The 22254-nt window shown below is 70.7% G+C and carries 19 protein-coding genes, 1 tRNA gene and 1 pseudogene; 10 read left to right on the top strand and 11 right to left on the bottom strand.

Annotated features, from left to right (window positions below; genetic code table 11):
- Positions 1 to 79: 79 nt before the first annotated feature.
- Both ABD340_RS28395 and ABD340_RS28390 read right to left on the bottom strand, forming a co-directional pair.
- On the bottom strand, positions 80 to 1381 hold the full coding sequence (locus ABD340_RS28395; protein ID WP_344593000.1) for an MFS transporter: 1302 nt from the start codon (positions 1379 to 1381) through the stop codon (positions 80 to 82).
- On the bottom strand, positions 1374 to 3893 hold the full coding sequence (locus ABD340_RS28390; RefSeq protein WP_344592999.1) for an ATP-grasp domain-containing protein: 2520 nt from the start codon (positions 3891 to 3893) through the stop codon (positions 1374 to 1376). Before ABD340_RS28390 ends, ABD340_RS28395 begins: the two co-directional genes overlap by 8 nt.
- 1311 nt (positions 3894 to 5204) lie before the next feature.
- Between ABD340_RS28390 and ABD340_RS28385 the strand changes: the two genes are divergently transcribed.
- The 3 genes from ABD340_RS28385 (at position 5205) to ABD340_RS28375 (ending at position 7739) form a co-directional block, all read left to right on the top strand.
- A complete protein-coding gene (locus ABD340_RS28385; protein ID WP_344592998.1) occupies positions 5205 to 5690 on the top strand; it encodes a MarR family winged helix-turn-helix transcriptional regulator in 486 nt (161 codons plus the stop codon).
- Between the two features lie 275 nt (positions 5691 to 5965).
- Positions 5966 to 6751, top strand: coding sequence for a nitroreductase (locus ABD340_RS28380; RefSeq protein WP_344592997.1), 786 nt, complete (start codon positions 5966 to 5968; stop codon positions 6749 to 6751).
- A gap of 139 nt (positions 6752 to 6890) precedes the next feature.
- Positions 6891 to 7739: an aldo/keto reductase gene (locus ABD340_RS28375; RefSeq protein ID WP_344592995.1), complete on the top strand. Its 849-nt coding sequence runs from the start codon at positions 6891 to 6893 to the stop codon at positions 7737 to 7739.
- A 460-nt stretch (positions 7740 to 8199) separates the two neighbouring features.
- Here the strand turns inward: ABD340_RS28375 and ABD340_RS28370 are convergent.
- Positions 8200 to 8272: transfer RNA gene (locus tag ABD340_RS28370), tRNA-Arg, on the bottom strand.
- A gap of 590 nt (positions 8273 to 8862) precedes the next feature.
- Here ABD340_RS28370 and ABD340_RS28365 point away from each other — a divergent pair.
- A complete protein-coding gene (locus ABD340_RS28365) occupies positions 8863 to 9897 on the top strand; it encodes a D-alanyl-D-alanine carboxypeptidase family protein (protein WP_344592994.1) in 1035 nt (344 codons plus the stop codon).
- A 547-nt stretch (positions 9898 to 10444) separates the two neighbouring features.
- Here ABD340_RS28365 and mscL read toward each other — a convergent pair.
- The 4 genes from mscL to ABD340_RS28345 form a co-directional block, all read right to left on the bottom strand.
- Positions 10445 to 10852 carry a large conductance mechanosensitive channel protein MscL gene (mscL, locus tag ABD340_RS28360; RefSeq protein ID WP_344592993.1) on the bottom strand — a complete coding sequence of 136 codons (408 nt, stop codon included), beginning with the start codon at positions 10850 to 10852 and terminating at the stop codon, positions 10445 to 10447.
- A gap of 48 nt (positions 10853 to 10900) precedes the next feature.
- Complete coding sequence (locus ABD340_RS28355) at positions 10901 to 11509, bottom strand: SAF domain-containing protein (RefSeq protein ID WP_344592991.1); 609 nt, start codon at positions 11507 to 11509, stop codon at positions 10901 to 10903.
- Positions 11510 to 11667: 158 nt separating this feature from the next.
- Positions 11668 to 12486, bottom strand: coding sequence for an S-methyl-5'-thioadenosine phosphorylase (locus ABD340_RS28350; protein ID WP_344592990.1), 819 nt, complete (start codon positions 12484 to 12486; stop codon positions 11668 to 11670).
- A 46-nt stretch (positions 12487 to 12532) separates the two neighbouring features.
- Positions 12533 to 14644: an MMPL family transporter gene (locus ABD340_RS28345; protein WP_344592989.1), complete on the bottom strand. Its 2112-nt coding sequence runs from the start codon at positions 14642 to 14644 to the stop codon at positions 12533 to 12535.
- A gap of 290 nt (positions 14645 to 14934) precedes the next feature.
- Here ABD340_RS28345 and ABD340_RS28340 point away from each other — a divergent pair, with 290 nt between their 5' ends.
- On the top strand, positions 14935 to 15078 hold the full coding sequence (locus ABD340_RS28340) for a hypothetical protein (protein ID WP_344592987.1): 144 nt from the start codon (positions 14935 to 14937) through the stop codon (positions 15076 to 15078).
- 318 nt (positions 15079 to 15396) lie between these two features.
- Positions 15397 to 15552: a hypothetical protein gene (locus tag ABD340_RS48095; RefSeq protein ID WP_425547461.1), complete on the top strand. Its 156-nt coding sequence runs from the start codon at positions 15397 to 15399 to the stop codon at positions 15550 to 15552.
- Between the two features lie 14 nt (positions 15553 to 15566).
- Here the strand turns inward: ABD340_RS48095 and ABD340_RS48090 are convergent.
- The 4 genes and pseudogenes from ABD340_RS48090 to ABD340_RS28320 all read right to left on the bottom strand — a co-directional run.
- Positions 15567 to 15707, bottom strand: a pseudogene (locus tag ABD340_RS48090) (FmdB family zinc ribbon protein); the annotation flags it as partial.
- Between the two features lie 110 nt (positions 15708 to 15817).
- Positions 15818 to 17302 (bottom strand): potassium/proton antiporter, encoded by a 1485-nt coding sequence (locus tag ABD340_RS28330; protein WP_344592984.1) that lies wholly within the window; start codon positions 17300 to 17302, stop codon positions 15818 to 15820.
- Positions 17303 to 17429: 127 nt separating this feature from the next.
- Positions 17430 to 18419: an NAD(P)-dependent oxidoreductase gene (locus ABD340_RS28325; RefSeq protein ID WP_344592983.1), complete on the bottom strand. Its 990-nt coding sequence runs from the start codon at positions 18417 to 18419 to the stop codon at positions 17430 to 17432.
- A 64-nt stretch (positions 18420 to 18483) separates the two neighbouring features.
- Positions 18484 to 19065: a 5-formyltetrahydrofolate cyclo-ligase gene (locus tag ABD340_RS28320; RefSeq protein ID WP_344592981.1), complete on the bottom strand. Its 582-nt coding sequence runs from the start codon at positions 19063 to 19065 to the stop codon at positions 18484 to 18486.
- A 33-nt stretch (positions 19066 to 19098) separates the two neighbouring features.
- Here ABD340_RS28320 and galU point away from each other — a divergent pair, with 33 nt between their 5' ends.
- From galU to ABD340_RS28300, 4 genes are read left to right on the top strand one after another with little or no spacing between them, the layout of a single operon-like run.
- Complete coding sequence (gene galU, locus ABD340_RS28315) at positions 19099 to 20022, top strand: UTP--glucose-1-phosphate uridylyltransferase GalU (RefSeq protein WP_344592979.1); 924 nt, start codon at positions 19099 to 19101, stop codon at positions 20020 to 20022.
- A 27-nt stretch (positions 20023 to 20049) separates the two neighbouring features.
- Positions 20050 to 21264 (top strand): molybdotransferase-like divisome protein Glp, encoded by a 1215-nt coding sequence (glp, locus tag ABD340_RS28310; RefSeq protein WP_344592978.1) that lies wholly within the window; start codon positions 20050 to 20052, stop codon positions 21262 to 21264.
- Complete coding sequence (gene moaC / locus ABD340_RS28305; protein WP_344592976.1) at positions 21261 to 21743, top strand: cyclic pyranopterin monophosphate synthase MoaC; 483 nt, start codon at positions 21261 to 21263, stop codon at positions 21741 to 21743. The genes glp and moaC overlap by 4 nt, the downstream gene beginning before the upstream one ends.
- A complete protein-coding gene (locus tag ABD340_RS28300; protein WP_344592974.1) occupies positions 21733 to 22254 on the top strand; it encodes a MogA/MoaB family molybdenum cofactor biosynthesis protein in 522 nt (173 codons plus the stop codon). The genes moaC and ABD340_RS28300 overlap by 11 nt, the downstream gene beginning before the upstream one ends.

Raw genomic sequence — 22254 nt, 5'->3', positions numbered from 1 at the left:
GTCTCCCTAGCCCATCCCCCTACGACGTGGTTCTGCGACGTCCGGCCGGTGCAGCACCCTGATCCGGGCCGGCCCGCCGTTACACCCCGGCTCCTTGGCGGGCCGCCGGCTCGACCGGCTCCGCCTCCTGGCGCCGGGCGGGCACCGCACGGTAGAGGAACGCGGCCCCCACGCCGAGGCAGGTGTAGAGCGCGGGGACGAACCACCCGGGCAGCACGTTGGTCGCGGACCAGGTCAGGGTCCCCACCACCAGCGCCGCCCGGACGTGCAGGTTGTAGACCGCGATGTGCCGCGTCCTGGACGCCTCCGGGATGGAATCGGCGAGCCGTGCCTGCTCCACTCCCACGTACAGCAGTTCCCCGAGGGTCGCGATCAGCATGCCGAACAGCAGCAGCGACACATCCGAACCGACGCCGAGCAGCACATATCCGGCCGTGTACGCGGCGATGCCGCCGTACAGCCGCGGACCTTCGCGGAGCCGCTTCAAGAACCGCTCGGCGAAGAGCGCGAGAAGGACGATCAGCAGGGTGTTCTCGCCGCGGAGAACGCCGACCATCTCCGCTCCGTCGACCCGCACCTCCCACGGGCCGAACGGCACGAGGTCCTGCTCGGGCATGGAACGCGCCAGCCTGACCGCGATGTAGTTCGTGAGCTGCACCTCGAGCGCCATCAGCATGGTCGCCGCCAGCACGAACCTGAGCAGAGCGCCGTCCCGGACGACGGGCCCGTAGTCGGCCAGGACGCGGGCGATGCCCGGACGCCCCCGGCCTCGCGGGCCGTCCCGCCGGGGACGGGTCTCGCCGACCAGGACGAAGGTCAGCAGGGCCATGCCGGCGCCGAGGACCGCGGCCATGGCCAGCATGTGCGGCAGGTGATCGGGGAAGAACGCGGCCCCGGCGAGCGAACCGCCGACGAGCGCCAGATTGATCGTCCAGTAGTTGAGCGTGTAGACGCGCTTGCGATCGCCGGTGTGCGTCACATCGATGATCACCGCGTCATGCGCGGGGAGACCGAGGTTGCCGAGCGCGTTGGCCAGTACGAAGAACGCGTACACGGCGATCGGCGAGTCCCACGACGGCATCGCGGCCACGGCCATCGCGGCGAAGGCCGCCGCGGCACCGGACTCGCTGAGAAGCAGCACGGGCCGCCGTCCCAGCCGCTCCGACAGGTGCCCCCCGTAAAGTCCCGCCAGAATGCCGAGCAGCACTCCGGCCAGCACCATCGTCGCGGCGTGCCCCTGCCCGAACCGGCGGTCCAGGTAGATCGCCATGAAGGGCAGGAGCATCGCGTTGAGGAAGCGCTGGACGAACCCGATGAGCAGCCGGATCCGCAGGCTCCGTCCGAGCGGCCGTGCCGGGCGCCCCCGCATCGCCTCAGACATGCGACTCGACGTTTCCGCGGCTCGGGAAGGCGTGCCGGGCGGCGAACGGATCCAGCACCTCGTCGACGTCGGAGAGCAGCGCGGCCAGGGTGTCGTCCGGCGCGTCCGGCACCGCCGCGGTCCGGATGCTGATCAGCTCGGCGGCCTCGCCGGCGATCCGTTCCGCCGTCGGACCGTCGCAGGCGTGCACCAGGACGTACCCGCACCTGTCCTCCGACCAGCGCAGCGGGTTCACCACGTCGCCGGGGACGACCTGGACCCGCACTTCGACCACGCCCTCCATGGCGGTCGCCCGCTCGACCCCCTCGACCGAGACCACCTGCCCCGGTTCGGCGACCAGGAATCGGATGGCCGCGCCGCCCTCGCCCCTGGGGGCCGCCCGCAGCGGATCCGCGGTCAGCGCCAGCCGGAAGGCCAGCGTTTCCATGTCCACGCCGTAGACCATCCTGACCAGCTTGTTGATCTGGTCGCCGCCGCGCCGGCAATGGGACTCGATCGCACGCGGTCCGTCCGCGGTGAGCATCACCTCGGTGTGGGCGAGACCGTCGACCAGGCCGACGGCGTCCAGTACCCGTCGGGTGAATTCACCGACCTGTGCGAGGTCGGCGTTCTTCAGCGGCGCCGGAACGACGTGCCCCAGCTCGACCACTCCGTCGCCGGTGTCCTTGCCGGTCACGGCGAGAACGGTGTGCCGGCCCCGTGCCGAGAAGGTCTCCACGCTGACCTCGGTACCGGTGAGCAGTTGCTCGGCGAAGAAGTCCCGCACGCCGGAGGAAAGGATCCAGGACCAGACCTCGTCGACGTCCTCCACGCAGTGGATCTTGCGTACGCCGAGACTTCCCGAGCCCATCGTCGGCTTCACCACGGAGGCGCCATGCCGGACGGTGAAGTCGCGCAGCGCCTCCTTGGTCGTGACGGCCTGGACGGCCACCGGCCCGACGCCGTGCTCGTTCAGCCGCGCCCGCATGGCCGGCTTGTCATGAAGGGTCCTGACGACGTCCACGCCGTTGCCTGGCAGACCGAGCCGGCTCGTGAGATGGCCGCACACGACCTGCGCGGCCTCGTTCTGCGTGAACACGCGCGTGAAGGGGTCCGTCCTGTGCAGGGCCTCGACCAGCGTTTCCACAGCCGGAACGTCCTGATAGTCGACGAGGTGCACCTGTGACGCGTGCTCCAGGACGGCCGGATCGAAGGCACTGGGCTTCTGGACGTTGACGATGTCCAGGCCGAGCGCCGCGGCCTTCCGGATCACGTCGGGCCTTCCCCCGAGGACCATGACCCGCGGCGCACGCCGAGCCGGCTCGGGCGGCCGGCCCCCATCGGTGACGACCGCCGACCTGAACCACCGGGCGAGGTCCCGCAGGTGCCGTTCGACCTCGGCCGCGTCCTTCCCCCGCACGACCGCCTGGGCCGCGCACACGCTGGACGCGTCGCGTTCGTGCGGCATCTCCTCGCCCGGGACGGCCATGACGCGGGCGTGGACGACCCCTGGGCGGGCGCTGATCTCGTCCTCACCGGGAATTTCGATCAGGCGGCCGGGAGGCGGGGTCAGGTAGATGTCACCGAACGTCGCCTCCGACTTCGCCGGGGCGACCTGCGATGGCTCGCCGAGGACCGAGAGAGCCCACTCGTCGTGCAGGTCGACCCCGAACTTCTCGGCCAGCAGCACATCCGTCCGGCCTCCTGAGACCCGCCCCGCGCACTCACCGAAGACGAGCCCGCCGGGCTGATCGAAGACCTCCATGTGAAAGATGCCGTTCCGATGACGCAGAGCCCGGAGAGCCGCGTCGGCGAGCCCTCGGGCACGTGCGTAGCGTTCCGGTTCATCAGCGGGATCCAGGACGATCGAGGCGTTCAACCCGCCGTCCCGCACTTCGATCAGATTCTGGAGGTACTTGGACACGGCGAGGAACTCGATCTCACCGTCCCGCACCACCCCGTCGATCTGGAGTTCGGCTCCGTCCACGAACTCCTCGACCAGCCAGGGGCCCGGCACGCGCCGGTGCCGGATCTCTTCGACGGCCGCTTCAGGGTCGGTGACGACCAGCACATTCCGCGAAGAGGAGGAGGCGAGCGGCTTCAGGACGCAGCCCGGGGCCAAGGCCGACTCCAGCCGATCGAGGTCGGTGACCACTTCGAACCCGGCCACCGGGATCCCGGCCGCGCGGACGGCCTCCTTCTGGACGGCCTTGTCGCGGAGCCGGATCACCGTGTCCATGGGCAGATGGCTTCGATCTCCTCCGCCCAGCGCGGACGCGGCGGCGAGTGAGAACTCGTGCTGACTGCACACGATGTCGAATTCACCCAGGTCGATGCCCTCGCGTTCCAGGCCGCCGACCACGTCCTCCAGGTTCGAGTGGGCGGTCACGCGGACCTTCCGGACCGCCGCGGACGGGAGGCTCTCGCCCGGCGCGACGACACAGGTCACCTCCGCACCGCGCCGTCGCAGGGCATCGACCGACTCCGGTCGGCAGCCGAGGACGAGAACGCGCTTCGCGGGGACGGGGTACATTCCAGCTCCCTTGTGTTTGTGCATGGTTTTATGTCAACCGACGAAGGTCGCTCGAAATAGGCGCTGCTCATCGCGAGGCCGCCCGGATTGCCGACCTTTACGGCGCCCGCCGCCGCCGTACGGGCGGGCCATAGGTCAGCATCCGCACCGCGAGAGTGGTGCGCACCTGCGCGCCCTGCTCAAGCGAGGTTGTCCGGATCATTGCGGACACCGTCGAGCCCGGTCGTGCGGATCGCCACTTCCCGGTGCCGGTGAAACCGCGAGCTCGGCGGCGATTCCCGCCACGTCGAGATCCGGTCGTTGCAGGAGAGGTTTGCAGGTTTCTCGGCGAGTGCGTCCAGTCTGAATGATTCCAGCACAGCAGGTGTCTCCCAATCCCACAACCTCAAGATCATTTAGATTGTGCACCCATTACGAATGAATGGGCAAGGAGACATGAGTCCGACCTGTGCGAGCGCCTGTGCCGCCAGGCGGTCCACGTCCCGAGCAGGGGCGGACGCTCGATCAGGGCAGCTTAGCAGTGCTAAGATATTTGTCATGTCCAACGGCAGGCGGTTGCCGAGACGGCATCGCATTCGCTCGCTGATGATGCGCAGGCTCGCCGTCCGGCCCGACGCGCAGAATCCGTACTTCCGGAACAAGCAGGAAGTGCTCGGAGTGATCAACGGGGATGGGTCGGCATCGTCGCCAGTGCCAGGCTGGACCCTCCAGCGAACCCCGGAGCGGTCGGAGGCGGCGAGATCGCACCCCACCTCGACCCCGACCTCATGTTCGTGGGCGCGGAAGTCGCCGGTGGGCGGCCGCCATCAGGGACCGCGGCGAACTGCTCGGCGGTGTCATTTCGACTCACGGCGGTGTCCACGCCTTGGACGCAGCCGTGCTGGACGATCGCCTGGCCCTCATAGCGGGAAGCCCAGCGCCCGAGCACTACGAATGGGATCCGTCGTCCCCGGAATGGACCGATGAGCGCTGCCGGGAACTTGCCGGGCGCGAACTCGTGGCATCAACATGCGGCGACGAAGTGCTGGTGACCATGGACGCCACCGCGTCCGCTCGCGGTGGCCGGCGGCGAGGGCATCCGGCTTGGAGCGCCGATGGAGGGGCACGAGGGAAAGATCGACACAGTGGCCGCCACAGAGATCCAGGGCCGCCCGGTCGCGATGACCGCTGGTAAGGGCGGCGTGGTCCGCGTCTGGGATCTCACGCCCTGAGTTCGGCACGAGCGCTGACTCGCATCTCCACCCCCGAACGCAAGGGGTCGAGCCGCCTTTCATTTCAATTGATACCGTATCGAATGAAAGGATGGCTCTCATGACCGCCGACGTTCCGCCCAGAACCACCGCCTCGCTTGCGACCGACCGCCCCGGCGACGCCTCGCCTTTCGCCCTCGGCTTGCTGCTGCGCCGGGCGCACTGGCGCGCGGCCACGGTGATGGCGGAGGCGCTTCGGCCGCTCGGCATCGAGTTGCGGCATTTCGCCGTGCTGATCGTGCTGGTCGACCGCGGGGCCACGGTGCAGCGGGACTTGGCGGCGGCGACGGGGTCGGACAAGGCTGGGATCATGCGGGTCGTGGACGATCTGGAGCGCAGGGGACTGGCCGTACGCAAGGCCGTTCCGGAGGACCGGCGGGTGCGGGCAGTGGAGATCACGGCTCAGGGCATTGAGCTCTTCGAAGCGGCCCATGTGGCGGCGGAGCCGCTGGCTGAGCGTCTGGTCGCCCAGATGGAGCCCGGCGAGCCCGAGCGGCTGACGGATCTGCTGACCCGGTTCGCCTATCCCGCAGGCGGCGATTCGTAAGTCATGCAGTGCCGGCCAACGGCCGGGGCTGCCGATAGCGCAACGAGCGGCCGAGGCCGGCTTGCTCGAACCGGCAGGTCAGCCGATCGAGTCGATCAACGGGCGTCGCCACCTGGGTCACCCGGCACATCCTGGCGATGGTCGCCGCAACCAACACACCGACCACTGATCACTTCGGAACTTCTCGTCGCCTGGCTCACGCACCGCGCCAGATAGTATTGAATGATACCGTCACGAACGTAACGGAGTGGCGGAGGCAGGTTAGGCTGATGTCGATGGACGTCTATGAGGCGGTCACGAGCCGACGGGCGGTGCGCGGGTTCACCGACCGGCATGTCCCGAGGGACGTGCTGGAGCGCGTGCTGTCCGCCGCGGCCTGGTCGCCGTCCGGATCGAACCTCCAGCCCTGGCACGCCTACGTGCTGACCGGCGGGCCACTGGCCGACCTCAAGAAGCGCGCCGACGAGCGCGTGGCCGCGGGCGACCCCTGGGACGAGCGGGAGTACGAGATGTACCCGCCGGAACTGAAGTCCCCGTACCACGAGCGCCGATCGACCTTCGGCAAAGAGCGCTACAGCGCACTCGGTGTTTCGCGCGAGGACTGGGAGGCGCGCCAGAGGGCCGCTTCCGCGAACTGGCAGTGTTTCGGCGCGCCCGCCGCCTTGTTCTGCTACATCGACCGCGACCTGGGCTTGCCCCAATGGGCCGACGTCGGAATGTATCTGCAGACCGTCATGCTGCTGCTCCGCGCCGAAGGGCTGCACAGCTGCCCCCAGATGGCGTGGTCGGTGTATCGCAAGACCGTCGCGGAGATCCTGTCACCTCCGGACGGGCTCATCCTCTTCTGCGGCATGTCGATCGGGTTCGAGGACGTCACGGTGGATTACATCCGTACGGGCCGGGCGCCGCTCGACGAGACGGTCACGTTCGTCGAGGGCGGTACTGCTGCGGTCGATCCGCGCGAGCAAGCGCATCCGCTCCAGCCGACCGGACCGGACAGTGGTCGACCCGATGACGCCGCCAGGGCGAGCGGGCATCGTCGCCTTCACGGTCGCACCTGACGGCGCTCGCCACACGTTGACTTCCTCAGGCTCCTGAGGAACTGGATCCCCGGCTCGTGCCGCGGGGAGTTTTGCTCGGCGCCGACAGAAGCGACGGTCCCGTTTCTCACAGGCACCACATCACATCACGAGGAGAGACATGACCAACCATTTCCGCCTCGGCGGCGACCTTGCGATCGACCGGCTCGGCTTCGGCGCCATGCGCCTGCCCCAGGGCGGCCCGGGCGGACCCGCCCGCGACCCCGAATCCGGTCGCGCCGTCCTGCGCCGCGCCGTTGAGCTCGGCGTGAACCACATCGACACCGCCGACTTCTATCGCAGCGAGAACGGCTCGGTGCGCGCCAACACGCTGATCCGCGAGGCCCTGTCCCCGTACCCGGACGCCCTGGTCATCGCCACCAAGGTCGGCCCGATCTTCGGCCCCGACGGTCCCCGCCAGGGCACCGCCGCCGACCTTCGGCCCCAGGTCGAAGCCAACCTCGAAAGCCTGGGCCTGGATCGCCTTGATCTGGTCTACCTGCGCATCGGCATGATGGAACCCCCGCGCGGCGAATCGCTCGCCGAACGCTTCGAGGTGCTCGCCGCGCTGCGCGAGGAGGGCCTGATCCGCCACCTGGGCATCAGCAACGTCGACGCCGGCCATCTCGCCGAGGCCCGCACGATCGCTCCTGTCACGGCCGTCCAGAACAACTTCCACATCGCCAACCGTGACGAGACGGCCGTCCTGGACGCCTGCGCGAAGGAGGGGATCGCCTTCGTCCCCTTCTTCCCCCTCGGCGGCGGCAGGGCCGACATCAACGACGCCGGCCTGGTCAAGGTCGCCGAACGGCACGGCGCCACCGTCCATCAGATCGCCCTGGCCTGGCTGCTGGCCCTGTCCCCGGTCGCCCTGGCCATCCCGGGCACCGGTTCCGTGGCTCACCTGGAGGAGAACCTGGCCGCCCGGTCGATCACCCTCACCGAAGAGGACCTCGCCGACCTCGCCTGACCGCAAAGGGGGCCGCTTCATTGCGGGAGCGGCCCCCGAGCCGGCATACGCAGGTGTCGAGCGTCGGCTTCTGGGCCGTGCCGCGACACTCAGCTGCGGGCCTTCACGTCGCACACCGCTGGCAAGTCCCGAGTCATACCCGGTGTGCGGGAACCTGCCGCGGCAAGCCGACTCCTGCGGGTTCGGCCGACGCGAGGAACACCGGAGCGAAGGTGCTGATCATGGCTGGACTGCAAGTTCTCGCTTTAGCTGAGGCCCCGGGCTGCTGGTGAGGTACGGCGCGGTGCCGCCAGGGCTTGCCTGGGCCTTCAGGCGCCGACGCCGCCGTCCACCGGCACGATCGCGGCGCGGGGCTCCTCCTGGTCGTGTGCACTTCGCAGAGCTTCGGCGACGGGCCGAACGGCCTGCTGTCCAACGACGTTCGCACAGGTCAGGGGCTCTCTTTAGGTGGTCAGGAGGGCGCCCCCGGCAGGATTCGAACCTGCGACACCCGCTTTAGGAGAGCGGTGCTCTATCCCCTGAGCTACGGAGGCTTGTCGTCGCTCGCCGGACGAGCGTAGCGGACGGCACCTACAGGGTAGGGGACCGGAGGGGAGATCGCTCCATCTTAAAGACGGGATGAGCGAGACAACTAGGCCGAGTAGGTGTGGGTCGGTACGCTTTGGCCCCGTGAAGGGGCGGCATGTAGCACGGTCGAGCGGGGACCAACGGCGGACGTACGCTCTCGTCGGGGCGATCGCGGTGTCATTCGCGGTGGTGCTCGGCCTGATCGTGATGGGCGGCCGGGGCGGGGCGGAGCCGGAGGGGCGGCAGCAGACCGTCCAGGCGCTGCCTGAGACGCCGAGAGCGGTACCAGAGACGCATCCCACACGCGGGGAGTACGTGCCGCCGCGGCCGGCGCCGACGACGCGGGCGCCGAAGCCGGTCGAACGGCCGAGGACGACGCGTCCCAGCCAGCGACCGGAGCGGCGCGCGCATCGCGAATGTCCCCGGGGATGGTCGGACGTGCCGTGGCTCAGGAAGTGGTGTCACCGAAACGGTTACCGGACTCGGTGAAGTCGTCTAGGAACTTGTAGTAGCGTTCCTGCCGCTGTCATGCTTTTGGGCATCAGGAGGAACCACCGTGCCAATCCCCCGGTCGGCGGTGCTGACCGCGGTCTTCCTGGTGATGGCGGCGGTCGTCGCGCTGCCGGGAGGGGCTGCCGCGCGTGAGGATCCCGTTCAGGAACTGCGCCGTTCCGCGGCCAAGGCTCGCTCGGAGCTGGAGAAGGCCACCGAGCGGATGGAGTCGCGCAAGAAAGAGCTGTCACGCTCCCAGGACAAGCTCCGAGCAACACTGAAGGATTTGGCCAAGGCGGAGGCCGAGCTGAACCGGATCCGCGAACCGCTGGCCAGGCTGGCCAACGCCTCCTACCAGCAGCCGGGCGCCGCCGGATCGATGTCGATCTTCGGTGGCGGTGACGCGGGCGACGCGCTGCGGGCCACCGCGGACGTCACCCATATCGCCAACGGGCAGCAGGCCCTGGTCAAGCAGGCGGACGAGCTCCAGCGCCGCCGGGCGCAACTGACCTCCACCGCCCAGGACCTGCAGTCGCGGAATGCTGTGGAGCAGACCCGGTTGCAGCAGGAGGTCGACGCGCTGAAGCAGAAGTCGTCGCAGCTCACCAAGCAACTGGTGGCCAAGCTCAAGCGGCTGGAGGCCGAGCAGGAGAGGCGGATACGCGCCATCTGCGACAAGGGCCTCTCGACGGACGCGCGCAAGTTCCCGAACGGCCTCATCCCCGACAAGTACCTGTGCCCGCTCCCGCAGAAGGGCGAGCAGCTCAGGGCCGACGCCGCCCTGGCCTTCTACAAGCTGAACGCCGCGTACAAGCGGCGCTTCGGAGGCGACATGTGCGTCACGGACTCCTATCGGAACCTGGCCAACCAGCAGCGGGTCTACTCGCAACGCCCCGGGTTCGCGGCCGTGCCCGGCACCAGTAACCACGGCAAGGGACAGGCCCTCGACCTGTGCGGCGGGATCGAGAACGCCAGTTCGGCGCAGTTCAACTGGATGGAGGCCAACTCCCGCAAGTACGGGTGGTTCCATCCTTCATGGGCCTATAGCAACCCGTACGAGCCCTGGCACTGGGAGTACGGCAACGAAAGCGACAGCTGAGCCAGCGCCGGCCGTGAACGGTCCAGGTCGTCCGGCCAGGGAGGTCCGGCGCGGAGCGCCGCAGCAAAGCTGCCGACGCTTGTGGTTCTCGATGTACTCCTTGAGCCTGGCCAGTGGGCCTCCGCAGGAGCCCGCGAAGTAAGACGGTGACCAGCTCTCCCCACAGGTATTTGCGGATGTGGTGGGGAACTCCTGGCGCGGTCGGTGGTCGCCGCTGTGGCGTATGGTCTCCGGCGGCCCCAGAACGGCTTGCGCGACGCTCCGTGGCGTGGGTTGGTGACGGTTTGTGTGGTGGTTTCGGGTGGCTTGCGCGGCGGTCGTGGGGGGTGGGGGGACGGCCCCCGCCGGGAGCTGGTCAGGGCCGAGGTACGACCCTGACGGCGGCCCGTATCTGTCGGCGGTGACCGGTGGGCCGTGCAGCTCGGCGCAGTCCGGGCACTGGCGGCTGGTTGGGGCGGCCCGGGTGCCTTGGCGGTCCGTGCGGTGGCTTCGGCGGCTTACTCGATGTTGGGGTCGAGTGGCTGGATTGTTGGTGTTTGGGGGCGGTTCAGGGCGTTGGGGCGGTGGCCAGGTCCGAGGTGCAGAACTTGCAGCGGGTCGCCTTGATGGGGATGTCGCTCAGGCAGTGCGGGCAGGGGCGTTCGGTGGCCTCCTCCGCCTTGATCAGGCGTTCCAGGAGCTTGGCCACCGGCAGTACGACCAGGAAGTAGATGACCACTGCCATGATCAGGAACGAGATCAGGGCGGTGAGGAAGCCTCCGTAGGGGAACTTGGTGCCGTTGACGGTGAACGCCAGGTCGCTGAAGTCGGGCTTGCCGCCGACCAGCGCGATCAGCGGGCCGATGAAGGAGTTGACGAAGGCGGTGACCAAGCCGCTGAACGCCGCGCCGACGACGACCGCGACGGCCAGCTCCACCAGGTTGCCGCGGAAGAGGAACTTCTTGAAGCCGTTCATGTGCCTTTCCTGGGTGACTCTTGGTGATGGAAAGAGTGCGGAAAGACGCTACCAAGGCTTGGTGATGGTGAGGGACAGGTGGGGGCCCGCTCCCGCGAGGGCCGCGGCCTGTGCGCGGTCGGCCGCCAGCACGATCAGGGCGCCGGCCGCCTCACCTTGCGGGCGGGGGATCGCGACCACCGGGGCGGCGGCCGCGATCAGCCGCGCGCGGTGCGGCCGGGTTGCCGGAGTGAGTTCGTCGGTGCTCGGCGCCGGGGCCAGGACGTCCACACGGTCGCCTCTGTGCAGCAGCCGTACGGCGCCCGCGTCGGCGATCCGGACCGGTACCGCTACCGTGCCCGGCCCGTACCCGTTGAGCAGCCCGGATGAGATCAGCCGCACGTCGGTGAGCGGCTCGCCGCGGCGCATCGGCCCGGCCAGGACCCGTCCCGTGGGTTGATTCCGAAGCGCCCCCGCGGGTACCGCGGCCAGCGGTAGTGACGCTGTGCGGAGATCTTCGTGGCGCAGGACCGTCCCGCTGGGCAGATCGCGTGCCGCGATCAGGATGCTCGTTCCGCCGGCCGGTCGCGGTTGCAGGGCCAGCAGCGCGAAGCCGGTTCCGAGGGCGGCGAGGACGGCTGCCAGGACCCTTCGGTGTGCGGCTAAGCGGCGACCCACGAGATCCCTCTTCTCTTGCATGGAGGGATCGCTTGGCGCATGTGGATTCGGGGCATGTGGCGTCCTTCCTGGTGTGACCGCTAGCTGATGCGGCGTTTGGGTCGGGTATTGAGGCGCACGGCGGCGGCTTTGCTGCATTCGGCGGGGCGTGGTCTCAGTTAGGGGAGGGGGATGGGGAGCTTCATGCCGTCCAGGGAGTGCGGGCAGGGGCAGGTGCGGTCTTCGGGGAGGGACTTGATCACGTCGGCCACCAGTGGGCGGAGGCGGTCTATGTTCTGGGCGAAGACTCGGAAGACCTCCTCCATCGTCACGCCCTCGCCCTCTTCGATGCCGGCGTCCAGGTCGGTGACGAGGCAGAGGGGGGTGTAGCAGAGGGCCAGTTCGCGGGCGAGGACGGCTTCGGGGTGGCCGGTCATGCCGACCAGCGTCCAGCCCTGCGCGGCGTACCACTGGGATTCGGCGCGGGTGGAGAAGCGGGGGCCTTCGATGACGACCAGGGTGCCGCCGTCGACCGGTGGCCAGCCGGCCTCGCCTGCGGTGGCGAGGGCGGTTCGGCGGCCTGCGGGGCAGTAGGGGTCGGCGAAGGACAGGTGGATCGCGGCGCCCTCGTCGTAGAAGGTCTGGGCGCGGCCGTGGGTGCGGTCGACGAGCTGGTCGGGGACGGCGAGCGTGCCGATGCCGTGGTCGGGGGTGAGGGAGCCGACGGCGCTGGGGGCCAGGACCTGGCGGACGCCCAGGGCGCGCAGGGCCCACAGGTTGGCCCGGTAGGGGATCTTGTGCGGCGGGTAGCGGTGGTCGCGGCCGTGCCGGGGGACGAACGCGACCCGCCGCCCAGCGATCCCACCGATGGCGATGGGATCGCTGGGCGGGCCGTACGGGGTGTCGGGGAGTACCTCCTCGATGTCGTCGAGGAAGGAGTAGAAGCCGGACCCGCCGATGACTCCGATCTCGGCGGCGGGCTGGGTCGTTTGCGCCATGCCGCTGACATTAACGACCCGCCCGTGGCCTCCGGGAGGCCCCGCGTCAGTTGTGGATAACCTCGGCCTCGGCCGGGGCCGGTGCGGCGGCCGGGGCGGGCCGGGCCAGGCGGCTCGGGGTCCAGATGCGCCGGCCCAGGTCGTAGGAGAGGGCCGGGAGCAGCAGGGACCGGACGATGATCGTGTCGAGCAGGACGCCGAAGGCGACCACGAACCCCATTTCCGCCAGGCTCACCAGGGGGAGGGTGGCGAGGGCGGCGAAGGTGGCCGCCAGCACCACGCCGGCCGAGGTGATCACGCCGCCGGTGACGGTGAGGCCCCGGACGATGCCGCGGCGGGTGCCCAGGTTCTGGGACTCCTCGCGGACCCGGTGCATGAGGAAGATGTTGTAGTCGACGCCCAGGGCGACCAGGAAGATGAAGGCCAGGAGGGGGAAGCCGGAGTCGGTGCCCTCGAAGCCGAACACGTGCCGGAAGATCAGCGCGGACGCGCCCAGCGAGGCCAGGAACGACAGCACGACGGTGGCCATCATCAGCAGCGGCGCGACGAGGGCGCGCAGCAGTGCCACCAGGATGAGGAAGACCACGGCCAGGACGATCGGGATGATGAGCCGGTTGTCGCGGTCGGCGGCACGGTTGATGTCGAGGGTCGTGGCGGTGTTGCCGCCGACTTTGGCTTCGGCGCCCGGCACGGCGTGGACGGCGGCGCGGAGCCGGTCGACGGTCTGCTGCGCGGCCTTGCTGTCGGCGGGGTCGCGCAGGGTGGCCTCGTACTGGACCAGGTCGCCGGCGGTGGCGGGTTTGCCGAGTTCGGCGATGCCGCTGGTGCGTTCGACGGCGGCGGCGACCTGGGGTGCGGTCGGGGCCTTGGCGATGACGACGGCGGGCGAGCCGGAGCCGGCGGGGAAGTGCCGGGCGACGGCTTCGGCGCCGGCGATCGAGTCGGGCTTGTCGACGAACTGGCCGGCGTCGGAGAGCCCGTCGGCCTTGAGTGAGCCGAGGCCGAGGGTCATGGCGACCAGGCCGACCGAGGTGGCCGCCCAGAGGGCGCGGGGGTGGGCGCCGACGAGGCGGGCGATGCGGCTCCAGATGCCGTGCTCGGCCTCGTAGGCCTCCGGGACGAGGTACTTGTCGTCGTAGCGGGGGATCAGCGGCCAGAAGATCCAGCGGCCGAAGATGACCAGCAGGGCGGGCAGCAGGGTGGTCATCGCGGCGAGCGCGGTGATGACGCCCGCGGCGGCGACCGGGCCCAGGCCGGCGGTGGAGTTGAGGTCGGCGACCAGCAGGCAGAGCAGGCCGGCGGCGACGGTGGCGGCGGAGGCGAGGATGGCCGGGCCGGCGCGGTGCAGCGCGTACGCCATGGCTTCGTGGCGGTCCCGGTGGCGGTGCAGTTCCTCGCGGTAGCGGGCGACGAGGAGGAGGGCGTAGTCGGTGGCGACGCCGAAGACCAGGACGGTCAGGATGCCGGCGCTCTGCCCGTTGACGGTGAGGTCGGCGTTCTTGGCCAGCAGGTAGACCACCGACTGGGCGAGGCCGAGGGCGAACACCGCGCTGAGGACGGGGACGATCCACAGCAGCGGGCTGCGGTAGATGAACAGCAGCAGGACGATCACGACGCTGCCGGCGGCCAGCAGCAGGAAGCCGTCGATGCTCTCGAAGACCTTGAACATGTCGGCGCCGCCGCCGGCGGGCCCGGTGACGTGCGCGTCCAGTCCGGGCGGGCCGCGTTTGGCGAGGTCGCGGGCGTCGTCGACGGCCTTGACGACGTCGACGTCGGTGAGCGGGACGAGGGTCTGCAGGGCCTTGCCGTCGCGGGCGGGGAAGGGGCCCTGCGGCTGCTGCGCGCCTGGGAGCTTGGCGAACGCGGCGGTGTCGGACTTGGCCTTGGCCTGGTCGGCGGGGGTGATGCCGCCGGCCCGCTCGTAGACGATCACGGCGAGCATGGTCTCGTCGGCGCGGAACCGTTCCTGGAGCTGGACGACCTGGGTGGATTCGGCGCCGCCGGGCAGCCAGGAGGCGGCGTCGTTCTCCTCGACGTCGCCGAGCTTGCCGGCCAGCGGGCCGAGCGCCGCCAGCAGGACGACCCAGATGGCCAGCACGGCCCATTTGGCGCGTCTGCCGGAGATCACGGCGGCCAGTCGGTGGGCCCATGTACTCATCGGTCTGCTCCCATTTCGAGATATGTCTTGAGATCGCAGATTGTCTCGGTTTTCGAGGGTTGTCAAGTACTATCGCGAGTCTTCGGAGGGGTGTCCGGCGCGTGTTCTCATGGTCTCCGCGCGGGGCACTCCGGCGCGTCCGGCGGAAGGCGTGAGCGCCACTACGCCTCAGGGGTCATCGCGGATCGTCCGGCTACGGCTGGAGAAGTACGGCGAAGCTCGGGAACCGGGCAGCGGCGAGCGGCCGTCCAACGGAGCGGAACGATCGCGGACGGGGCGTTGGGAGACCGGTGGAGAACACGGTGTGGCGGGCGGCGTCGCTCCTGCTCGCTTACCCTGACCAGCGTCTTTACGACCAGCGGCCGATGCTGCGCGCCGCGGTCGCCGAGCTGCCCGGCGGGGTCGCCCGCAGCTGCCTGGACGGGCTGTATTAATGCAATCCCGGCCCAGGGTGCTCGCCTAGCGGCTCGCACCCTGACCGGGCTTGTGCGAGCGCGACATCGCTCCGCGATCTGGTCGGCGACGCTTGCCTTCGGCGTCGCCTCACCGGCCAGGTAGCGCGCTCGCGCGGCACCTGGGGTCCCTTCGAGACAGGCCCTAGACCAGGACACGTCCCGAAGTGCGCTTGCGCACTGCGGGGCGAGCGTGCGGACAATCGGAGGCCGGGCGGGAGGCGTCGCCGCTTATCCGGCCGCCGGAGAAGCGGCGGTCAGGCCACCTTTTCGGAAGAGGAGGAAGAGGAGGAGCTCGTCTTGGAACCCGAGGACGAGTCTCCGGAGCTCGAGGACGAGTCACTGGAACCCGAGGAGGCCGTGGAGTCGGACTTCTTCTCCGAGCCGTTCGACGAGCCCGCCGGCGCGTTGCTCGGCGTCGCGGACTTGCCGGAACCGCGGCTGTCGTTGCGGTAGAAGCCCGAGCCCTTGAAGATGATGCCCGCCGCGGAGAAGACCTTGCGGAGGCGGCCGCTGCAGGCCGGGCACTCGGTCAGCGCGTCGTCGCTGAACTTCTGCACGACCTCAAGGGGTTCGCCGCACTCGGTGCAAACGTACTGATACGTCGGCACGGTTTCCTCCTCGCCGCCCTCAGCCCGGCTTGTCCGGGCTGGCACTCATCTCAATCGACTGCTAATCGTACCCATGTATTGAACACGATTCGCCGCCGCCCCTGTTCCCGTCAGGAGCCGGTCTCGCCGAACCAGCCGGCCAGCTTGCCGCGCCGGCTGATCGCGCGCAGCCGCCGTTCCGCCGCGTCCCGCACCTTGTCGGTGGTGATCACCAGGAGGGTGTCGCCGGCGCGCAGCGAGGTGGTGGGCTCCGGGACGAAGCTGGTGCCGTCCCGGACGATCAGGGTGACCGAGGCGCCGTGCGGCAGCCGCAGCTCGAAGATCTCCACGCCGTTCAGCCGGGAGTCGGCGGGGACCCGGACCTCCAGCAGGTCGGCGTGCAGTTCCTCCAGCGGGGCGGCCTCCACGTCCAGTTCCCGGGCCTCCTCGTCGGCGCTCAGCCGGCACCAGCGGGCGACCAGCGGCAGCGTCGGCCCCTGCAGGGCGGTGAACAGCACGACGATGTTGAAGACGATCGCGAACAGGTCGGCGGCGCCGGGGACGTTCTCGACCATGGGGATGGTGGCGAGCACGATCGGCACGGCGCCGCGCAGTCCGGCCCAGGAGGCGAACAGCTTCTCGCCGAACGTCACCCCGAACCCGATCGTGGACAGCATCACCGACAGCGGCCGCGCGACCAGCAGCAGGACGAACCCGATGATCAGGGCGGGCACGATCTGGCCGGGCAGGTCGCCCGGCGAGGCCAGCAGTCCCAGCAGCACGAACACGCCGATCTGGGCCAGCCAGCCGATGCCCTCGGCGAAGCCGCGGGTGGCGGGGCGGTGCGGCAGCCGGGAGTTGCCGAGGACGAGCGCGCTCACGTACACCGCGAGGAAGCCGCTGGAGTGGGCCAGCGCCGCGGCTCCATAGGAGCCGATCGACAGCGACAGCACCGCGATCGGGTAGAGGCCGGAGGCGGGCAGCGCGATGCGGCGCAGGGTGACCGCGCCGAGCCAGCCGATGAGGAGGCCGATGGCGGCGCCGGCGACCAGCTCGTACAGCATGAGGCCGGCGAGTTCGAGCAGGTTGGGGGCGGCGGCCTGCGCGCTGAGCGTGACGACGACGATCACGACGGGGGCGTCGTTGAAGCCGGACTCGGCCTCCAGCAGCCCGGTCAGCCGGGACGGCAGCGGCAGCCGGCGCAGCACGGAGAACACCGCGGCGGCGTCGGTCGGCGCCAGCACGGCGGCCAGCAGGAAGGCCAGCCGCCAGTCCAGGCCCAGCGCCCAGGCGGCGGCGACGGCGACCACCACGATGCTGATCAGCGTCCCGATGGTCGAGACGGCCAGCGCGGCGGGCACGGACGGGCGGACGTGCCGCCAGTTGGTGGTGATCCCGCCCTCGGCGAGGATCAGGACCAGCGCGGCCAGGCCGAGCGTCTCGGCGAGCTCGGCGTTGTCGAAGTTGATGTGGATCGGGCCGCCCTCGCCGATGAACAGGCCGATGCCCATGTAGGCGAGCAGGGTGGGCAGGCCGAGGCGATGGGACAGCCGCACGGCGACGATCGCACAGAGTACGAGGACCGCCCCGAGGAGTAGCCAGATGTCGAGATGCACATCCCACCCTTCGGGGTCGCTGAAGCCGGGCCGGAGCCCTGTGGAAGATTGATCGTTTAGGGATCCTATAGATACATGTGTCGATCACATAATGACGGCTGACGCGAGGTGACCGGTAGGTGTCCGGTCAGTGCCTTTTGACCTGCGGGTCCATGTCGTTCACCACATTTGTCACAGGATGTCCCATGACGGCGGCGGTGACGTTGTCCCGCACCGCCGAGATGATGTTGATCTGCGCCTGCCCCGTGGCGCCCGCGCCATGCGGGGACAGCAGGACGTTCTCGTGCGAGCGCAGCGGATGGTCCGCCGCCGGCGGCTCCTCCTCGAACACGTCCAGCGCGGCTCCCGCCAGCCGGCCGGACTCCAGCGCCCGCAGGACCGCCTCGTCCGGGGCGATCCCGCCGCGCGCCACGTTCACCAGCAGCGCGTTCTCCGGCAGCAGCGCCAGCCGCGCCGAGTCCAGCAGTCCGGCGGTGTCCGGGGTCAGCGGGATCGCCAGCACCAGGATGTCGGAGTGCGCGAGCAGGTCGTCCAGCTCCCGGTACTCGGCCGACGCCTCCGGACGGCGCCGCCGCGACCAGTACGACACCGCGCAGCCCAGCGCCTCGAACAGCCGGGCGGCCTCGGCGCCGATCGGCCCGTACCCGACGATCCCCACCCGCTGGGTGTGGATCTCGCGGGTGTTGCGGGCCAGCAGCTCCCGCTGCGGCCACCTGCCCTCGCGGACGCCGCGGTCGGCCCACACCAGGTGGCGGCAGAGCGCGAAGGCCGCGCCGACCGCCCATTCCGCGACCGCGCGGGCGTTGGCCCCGGCCGCGTTGGCCACCGGGACCCCGGCGGCGGCCAGCGCGGCGGTGTCGACCGTGTCGGTCCCCACGCCGGGCGTCTGGACGAACGCCAGCCGCGGCGCCGCGGCCACCGCCGCGGCGTCCAGCCGGAGCGCCCCGGTGAAATCGCCGATGATCACCTCGGCGCCGGGCAGCGCCGCGAACAGGCCGTCCCGGTCGCGGGTGGCCGGGAAGTCCAGCTCGACCGCGTCGCCGAGCTCGGCGAACAGCCCGCTCATCAGGTCCCTGCCGAGGGGCGCGAGGGTGAGGATCCGCCACGGTGCCGTCATCTGAGACCTCCAGGGTGTGGGGCGGCTGAGCGGAAGCTCACTTTATGATCAGCGGCGCCCGGGCTCAGCCGAATCGGACCACGCCGCCGGACGGCGTCACGGCGGCCCGGACGTGCCGGTCGTGCGGATCGGCGGGCAGCTCGTCGACCAGCTCGCCGTCGTACAGCAGACCGACGGTCAGGATCGCGGGGCCGACTCTGGCCAGGGCCCGGTCGTAGGAGCCGCCGCCGCGCCCGAGCCGCACCCCCTTGCGGTCGACCGCCAGCGCCGGGGCCAGCACGACGTCCGCGCTCGCCACCGCGCCCGGCCCGCGCGGCGGCTCGGTCGGCTCCAGCAGCCCGCGCGGCCCCGGGGACAGCGAATCGGGGCCCTCGTACGACGCCCAGTCGAGGTCGCCGTCCGGCAGCAGCCTCGGGAGCAGCACGTACGTCCCGCGCTTCCACAGCGCGAACAGCAGCCCCCGGGTGTCCGGCTCGGTGCCGATCGCCGCGTATGCGGCGACCGTCCCGGCCATCTCCAGTTCCGGCGTGCCGAGCAGCGCGTCGCGCAGCGCCCGGGCCGCGGCCGCCCGCGCCTCCGGTTCCATCGCCGCCCGCCTGGCCAGCGATTCGGCGCGGAGCCCTGTCTTGGGGCCGATGTGCTGCACGCTGCGCACCTCCAGGGTGACTAAGGTCTGTTCATGGCCGACTTCGAACCCGTACTCAAGGCCGTCGTCCCGGCGGCCGGCCTCGGTACCCGATTCTTGCCCGCCACCAAGGCGACTCCCAAGGAAATGCTCCCCGTCGTCGACAAACCGGCGATCCAGTACGTCGTCGAGGAGGCGGTCGCCGCCGGGCTCAACGACGTCCTGATGATCACCGGCCGGAGCAAGCGGTCCATCGAGGACCACTTCGACCGGGCCTACGAGCTGGAGGAGGCGCTGCGCGCCAAGGGCGACGACGACCGCCTCGCCGCCGTCCGCGAGTCCAGCGACCTGGCCATCATGCACTACGTTCGGCAGGGCGAACCGCGCGGCCTCGGCCACGCGGTGCACTGCGCCCGCCAGCACGTGGGCAACGAGCCGTTCGCGGTGCTGCTCGGCGACGACATGATCGACGCCCGGGACCGGCTGCTCACCCGGATGATCGAGGTGCGGCGGCGCAACGGCGGCAGCGTGGTCGCGCTGATGGAGGTGGAGCCCGACCAGGTCTCGGCCTACGGCTGCGCCGCCATCGAGGGCACCGACGAGGACGACGTCGTCAAGATCACCGACCTGGTGGAGAAGCCGCCGGCCGGGGAGGCCCCCAGCAACTGGATCATCATCGGCCGGTACATCTGCGACCCCGCGGTCTTCGACGTCCTGGAGAAGACCCCGCCCGGGCGCGGCGGCGAGATCCAGCTGACCGACGCGCTGCGCACCCTCGCCGACATGCCGGTGGAGAACGGCGGCACGGTCTACGGCGTGAAGTTCCGCGGCCGCCGCTACGACACCGGCAACAAGCTGGAGTACCTGCGGACCGTCGTGCAGTTCGCCTCAGAACGTCCCGACCTGGCCCCGGAGTTCATGCCGTGGTTGCGCGAGTTCGTCCGGCGCGACGGCGTGGAGACGCCCGCGGAGTCGTGACCGCGCGCCAGACTAGGGTCCGTGGGCATGAGAACGGTCGATGAGCACCTCGCGGACATCCTGGCCGCGCTGCCGCTGGTACCGCCCCTGACCCTGGCGCTGCTGGAGGCGCGGGGCGCGGTGCTGGCCGAACCGGTGGAGGCGCCGGTGCCGCTGCCGCCCTTCGACAACTCCGCGATGGACGGGTACGCGGTCGTGGCGGCCGACGTGGCCGCGGCCAGCGAGTCCGACCCGGCGGTGCTGCCGGTGATCGGCGACATCGCGGCGGGCGATCCGGGTGTGACGGCGCTCCGGCCCGGGCTGACCGCCCGGATCATGACCGGCGCGCCGATGCCCGCCGGGGCGGACGCGGTCATCCCGGTGGAGTGGACCGACGCCGGCACCGCCACCGTGCGGATCACCCGTCCGGCGCCGCCCGGGCACTACATCCGGCGGGCCGGCGAGGACGTGCTCGCCGGGCAGGTCGTGGTGCCCGAGGGCACCCGGCTGGCCGCCGCGCAGCTGGCCATGCTCGCCGCGGTGGGCCGCTCGCACGTGCTGGTGCGGCCCCGGCCGCGCGTGGTGGTGCTGTCCACCGGCACCGAGCTGCGCGAGCCCGGCTCGCGGCTGGCGCACGGCCAGATCTGGGACTCCAACAGCTTCATGCTCACCGCCGCGGCGCAGGAGGCCGGCGCGGTCGGCTACCGGCAGGAGACCGTCGGGGACGACCCGGAGCACGTCCGCGACACCATCGAGGACCAGCTGGGCCGCGCCGACGCGATCGTCACCTCCGGCGGCGTGTCGATGGGCGCCCACGACGTGGTGAAGCTGGTCTTCACCGGCGCGGCCGAGCGCTCGGTGGTGTTCAGCAAGGTCCGGATGCGCCCGGGCAAGCCGCAGGGCTTCGGGCTCCTGCAGGGCACGCCGATCTTCACGCTGCCCGGCAACCCGGTCAGCGCCTACGTGTCGTTCCAGGTGTTCGTGCGGCCCGCGCTGCGCGCCATGCAGGGCCTGCCGCCCGAGCCGCTGCCGACGACCGGCGCGGTGCTGACCGATGACATCAAGTCCCCGGCCGGGCTGCGGCACTACATGCGCGGCCGGTTGTCGCACCACCGCGGGACGTACTCGGTGACCCCGGTCGAAGGGCAGGGGTCGCACCAGCTCCAGTCGCTGTCGTCGGCCGACGCGCTGATCGTCCTGCCCGAGGACGCCGAAGCGGTCCCGGCCGGTTCGCATGTCGAGGTCATGAGGATGCCGTCATGAGCATGGGCTCGGAGTTCACCCATCTGGACGCGGCGGGCGCGGCCCGGATGGTCGACGTCTCCGCCAAGGACGTGTCCGCCCGCACCGCGACGGCCACCGGGTTCGTCCGGCTGGCGGCCGCGACGGTCGCCGCGCTCCGCTCCGGCGACGTGCCGAAGGGCGACGCGCTGGCGGTGGCCCGGATCGCCGGGATCATGGCCGCCAAGCGCACGCCCGATCTGGTGCCGCTCTGCCATCCGATCGCGTTGCACGGGGTCGAAGTGGCCCTGGAGGTGCGGGACGACGGGGTGGCGATCACCGCGCAGGTGCGCACCGCCGACCGCACGGGCGTGGAGATGGAGGCGCTCACGTCGGTGACGGTGGCCGCGCTGGCGCTGATCGACATGGTCAAGGCGCTGGACCCGGCCGCGGTCGTCACCGACGTGCGGGTCGAGGAGAAGACCGGCGGCAAGACCGGGGTGTGGCGCCGTGAGGGCTGACAGCGGAGGCGGCGCCCCGATCCGGGCCCTGGCGGTGACGGTCTCCAACCGGGCGGCGGCCGGGATCTACGCCGACAAGTCCGGCCCCGTGCTGGTGGGACTGCTGGAGGAGCTCGGCTGCCGGGTCGACGGCCCGGTCGTCGTGCCCGACGGCGAGCCGGTCCTGGAGGTGCTGCGGGACGCCGTCGAGCAGGGCTATGACACCGTCGTGACCTCCGGCGGCACCGGTCTCACCCCGACCGACCGCACCCCGGAGATGACCCGGCGGGTGATCGAGCGGGACGTCCCCGGGATCGCCGAGGCGATCCGGCTGGAGGGCCGCGACAAGGTGCCCGCCGCGATCCTGTCGCGCGGCCTGGCCGGGGTCGCCGGCCGCACCCTGATCGTCAACCTGCCCGGGTCGACCGGCGGCGTCCGGGACGGGATGGCCGTGCTGGGCCGGGTGCTCGCGCACGCCGTCGACCAGATCGGCGGCGGCGACCATCCGCGCCCGCCCGCGGACGGCGCCTGA

The sequence above is a fragment of the Actinomadura vinacea genome (genome assembly GCF_039532545.1).
In the GTDB taxonomy this organism is placed as follows: domain Bacteria; phylum Actinomycetota; class Actinomycetes; order Streptosporangiales; family Streptosporangiaceae; genus Spirillospora; species Spirillospora vinacea.
The sequence above is the reverse complement of the archived record's forward strand: the minus strand, read 5'-3'. Positions and strand labels throughout refer to the sequence as shown.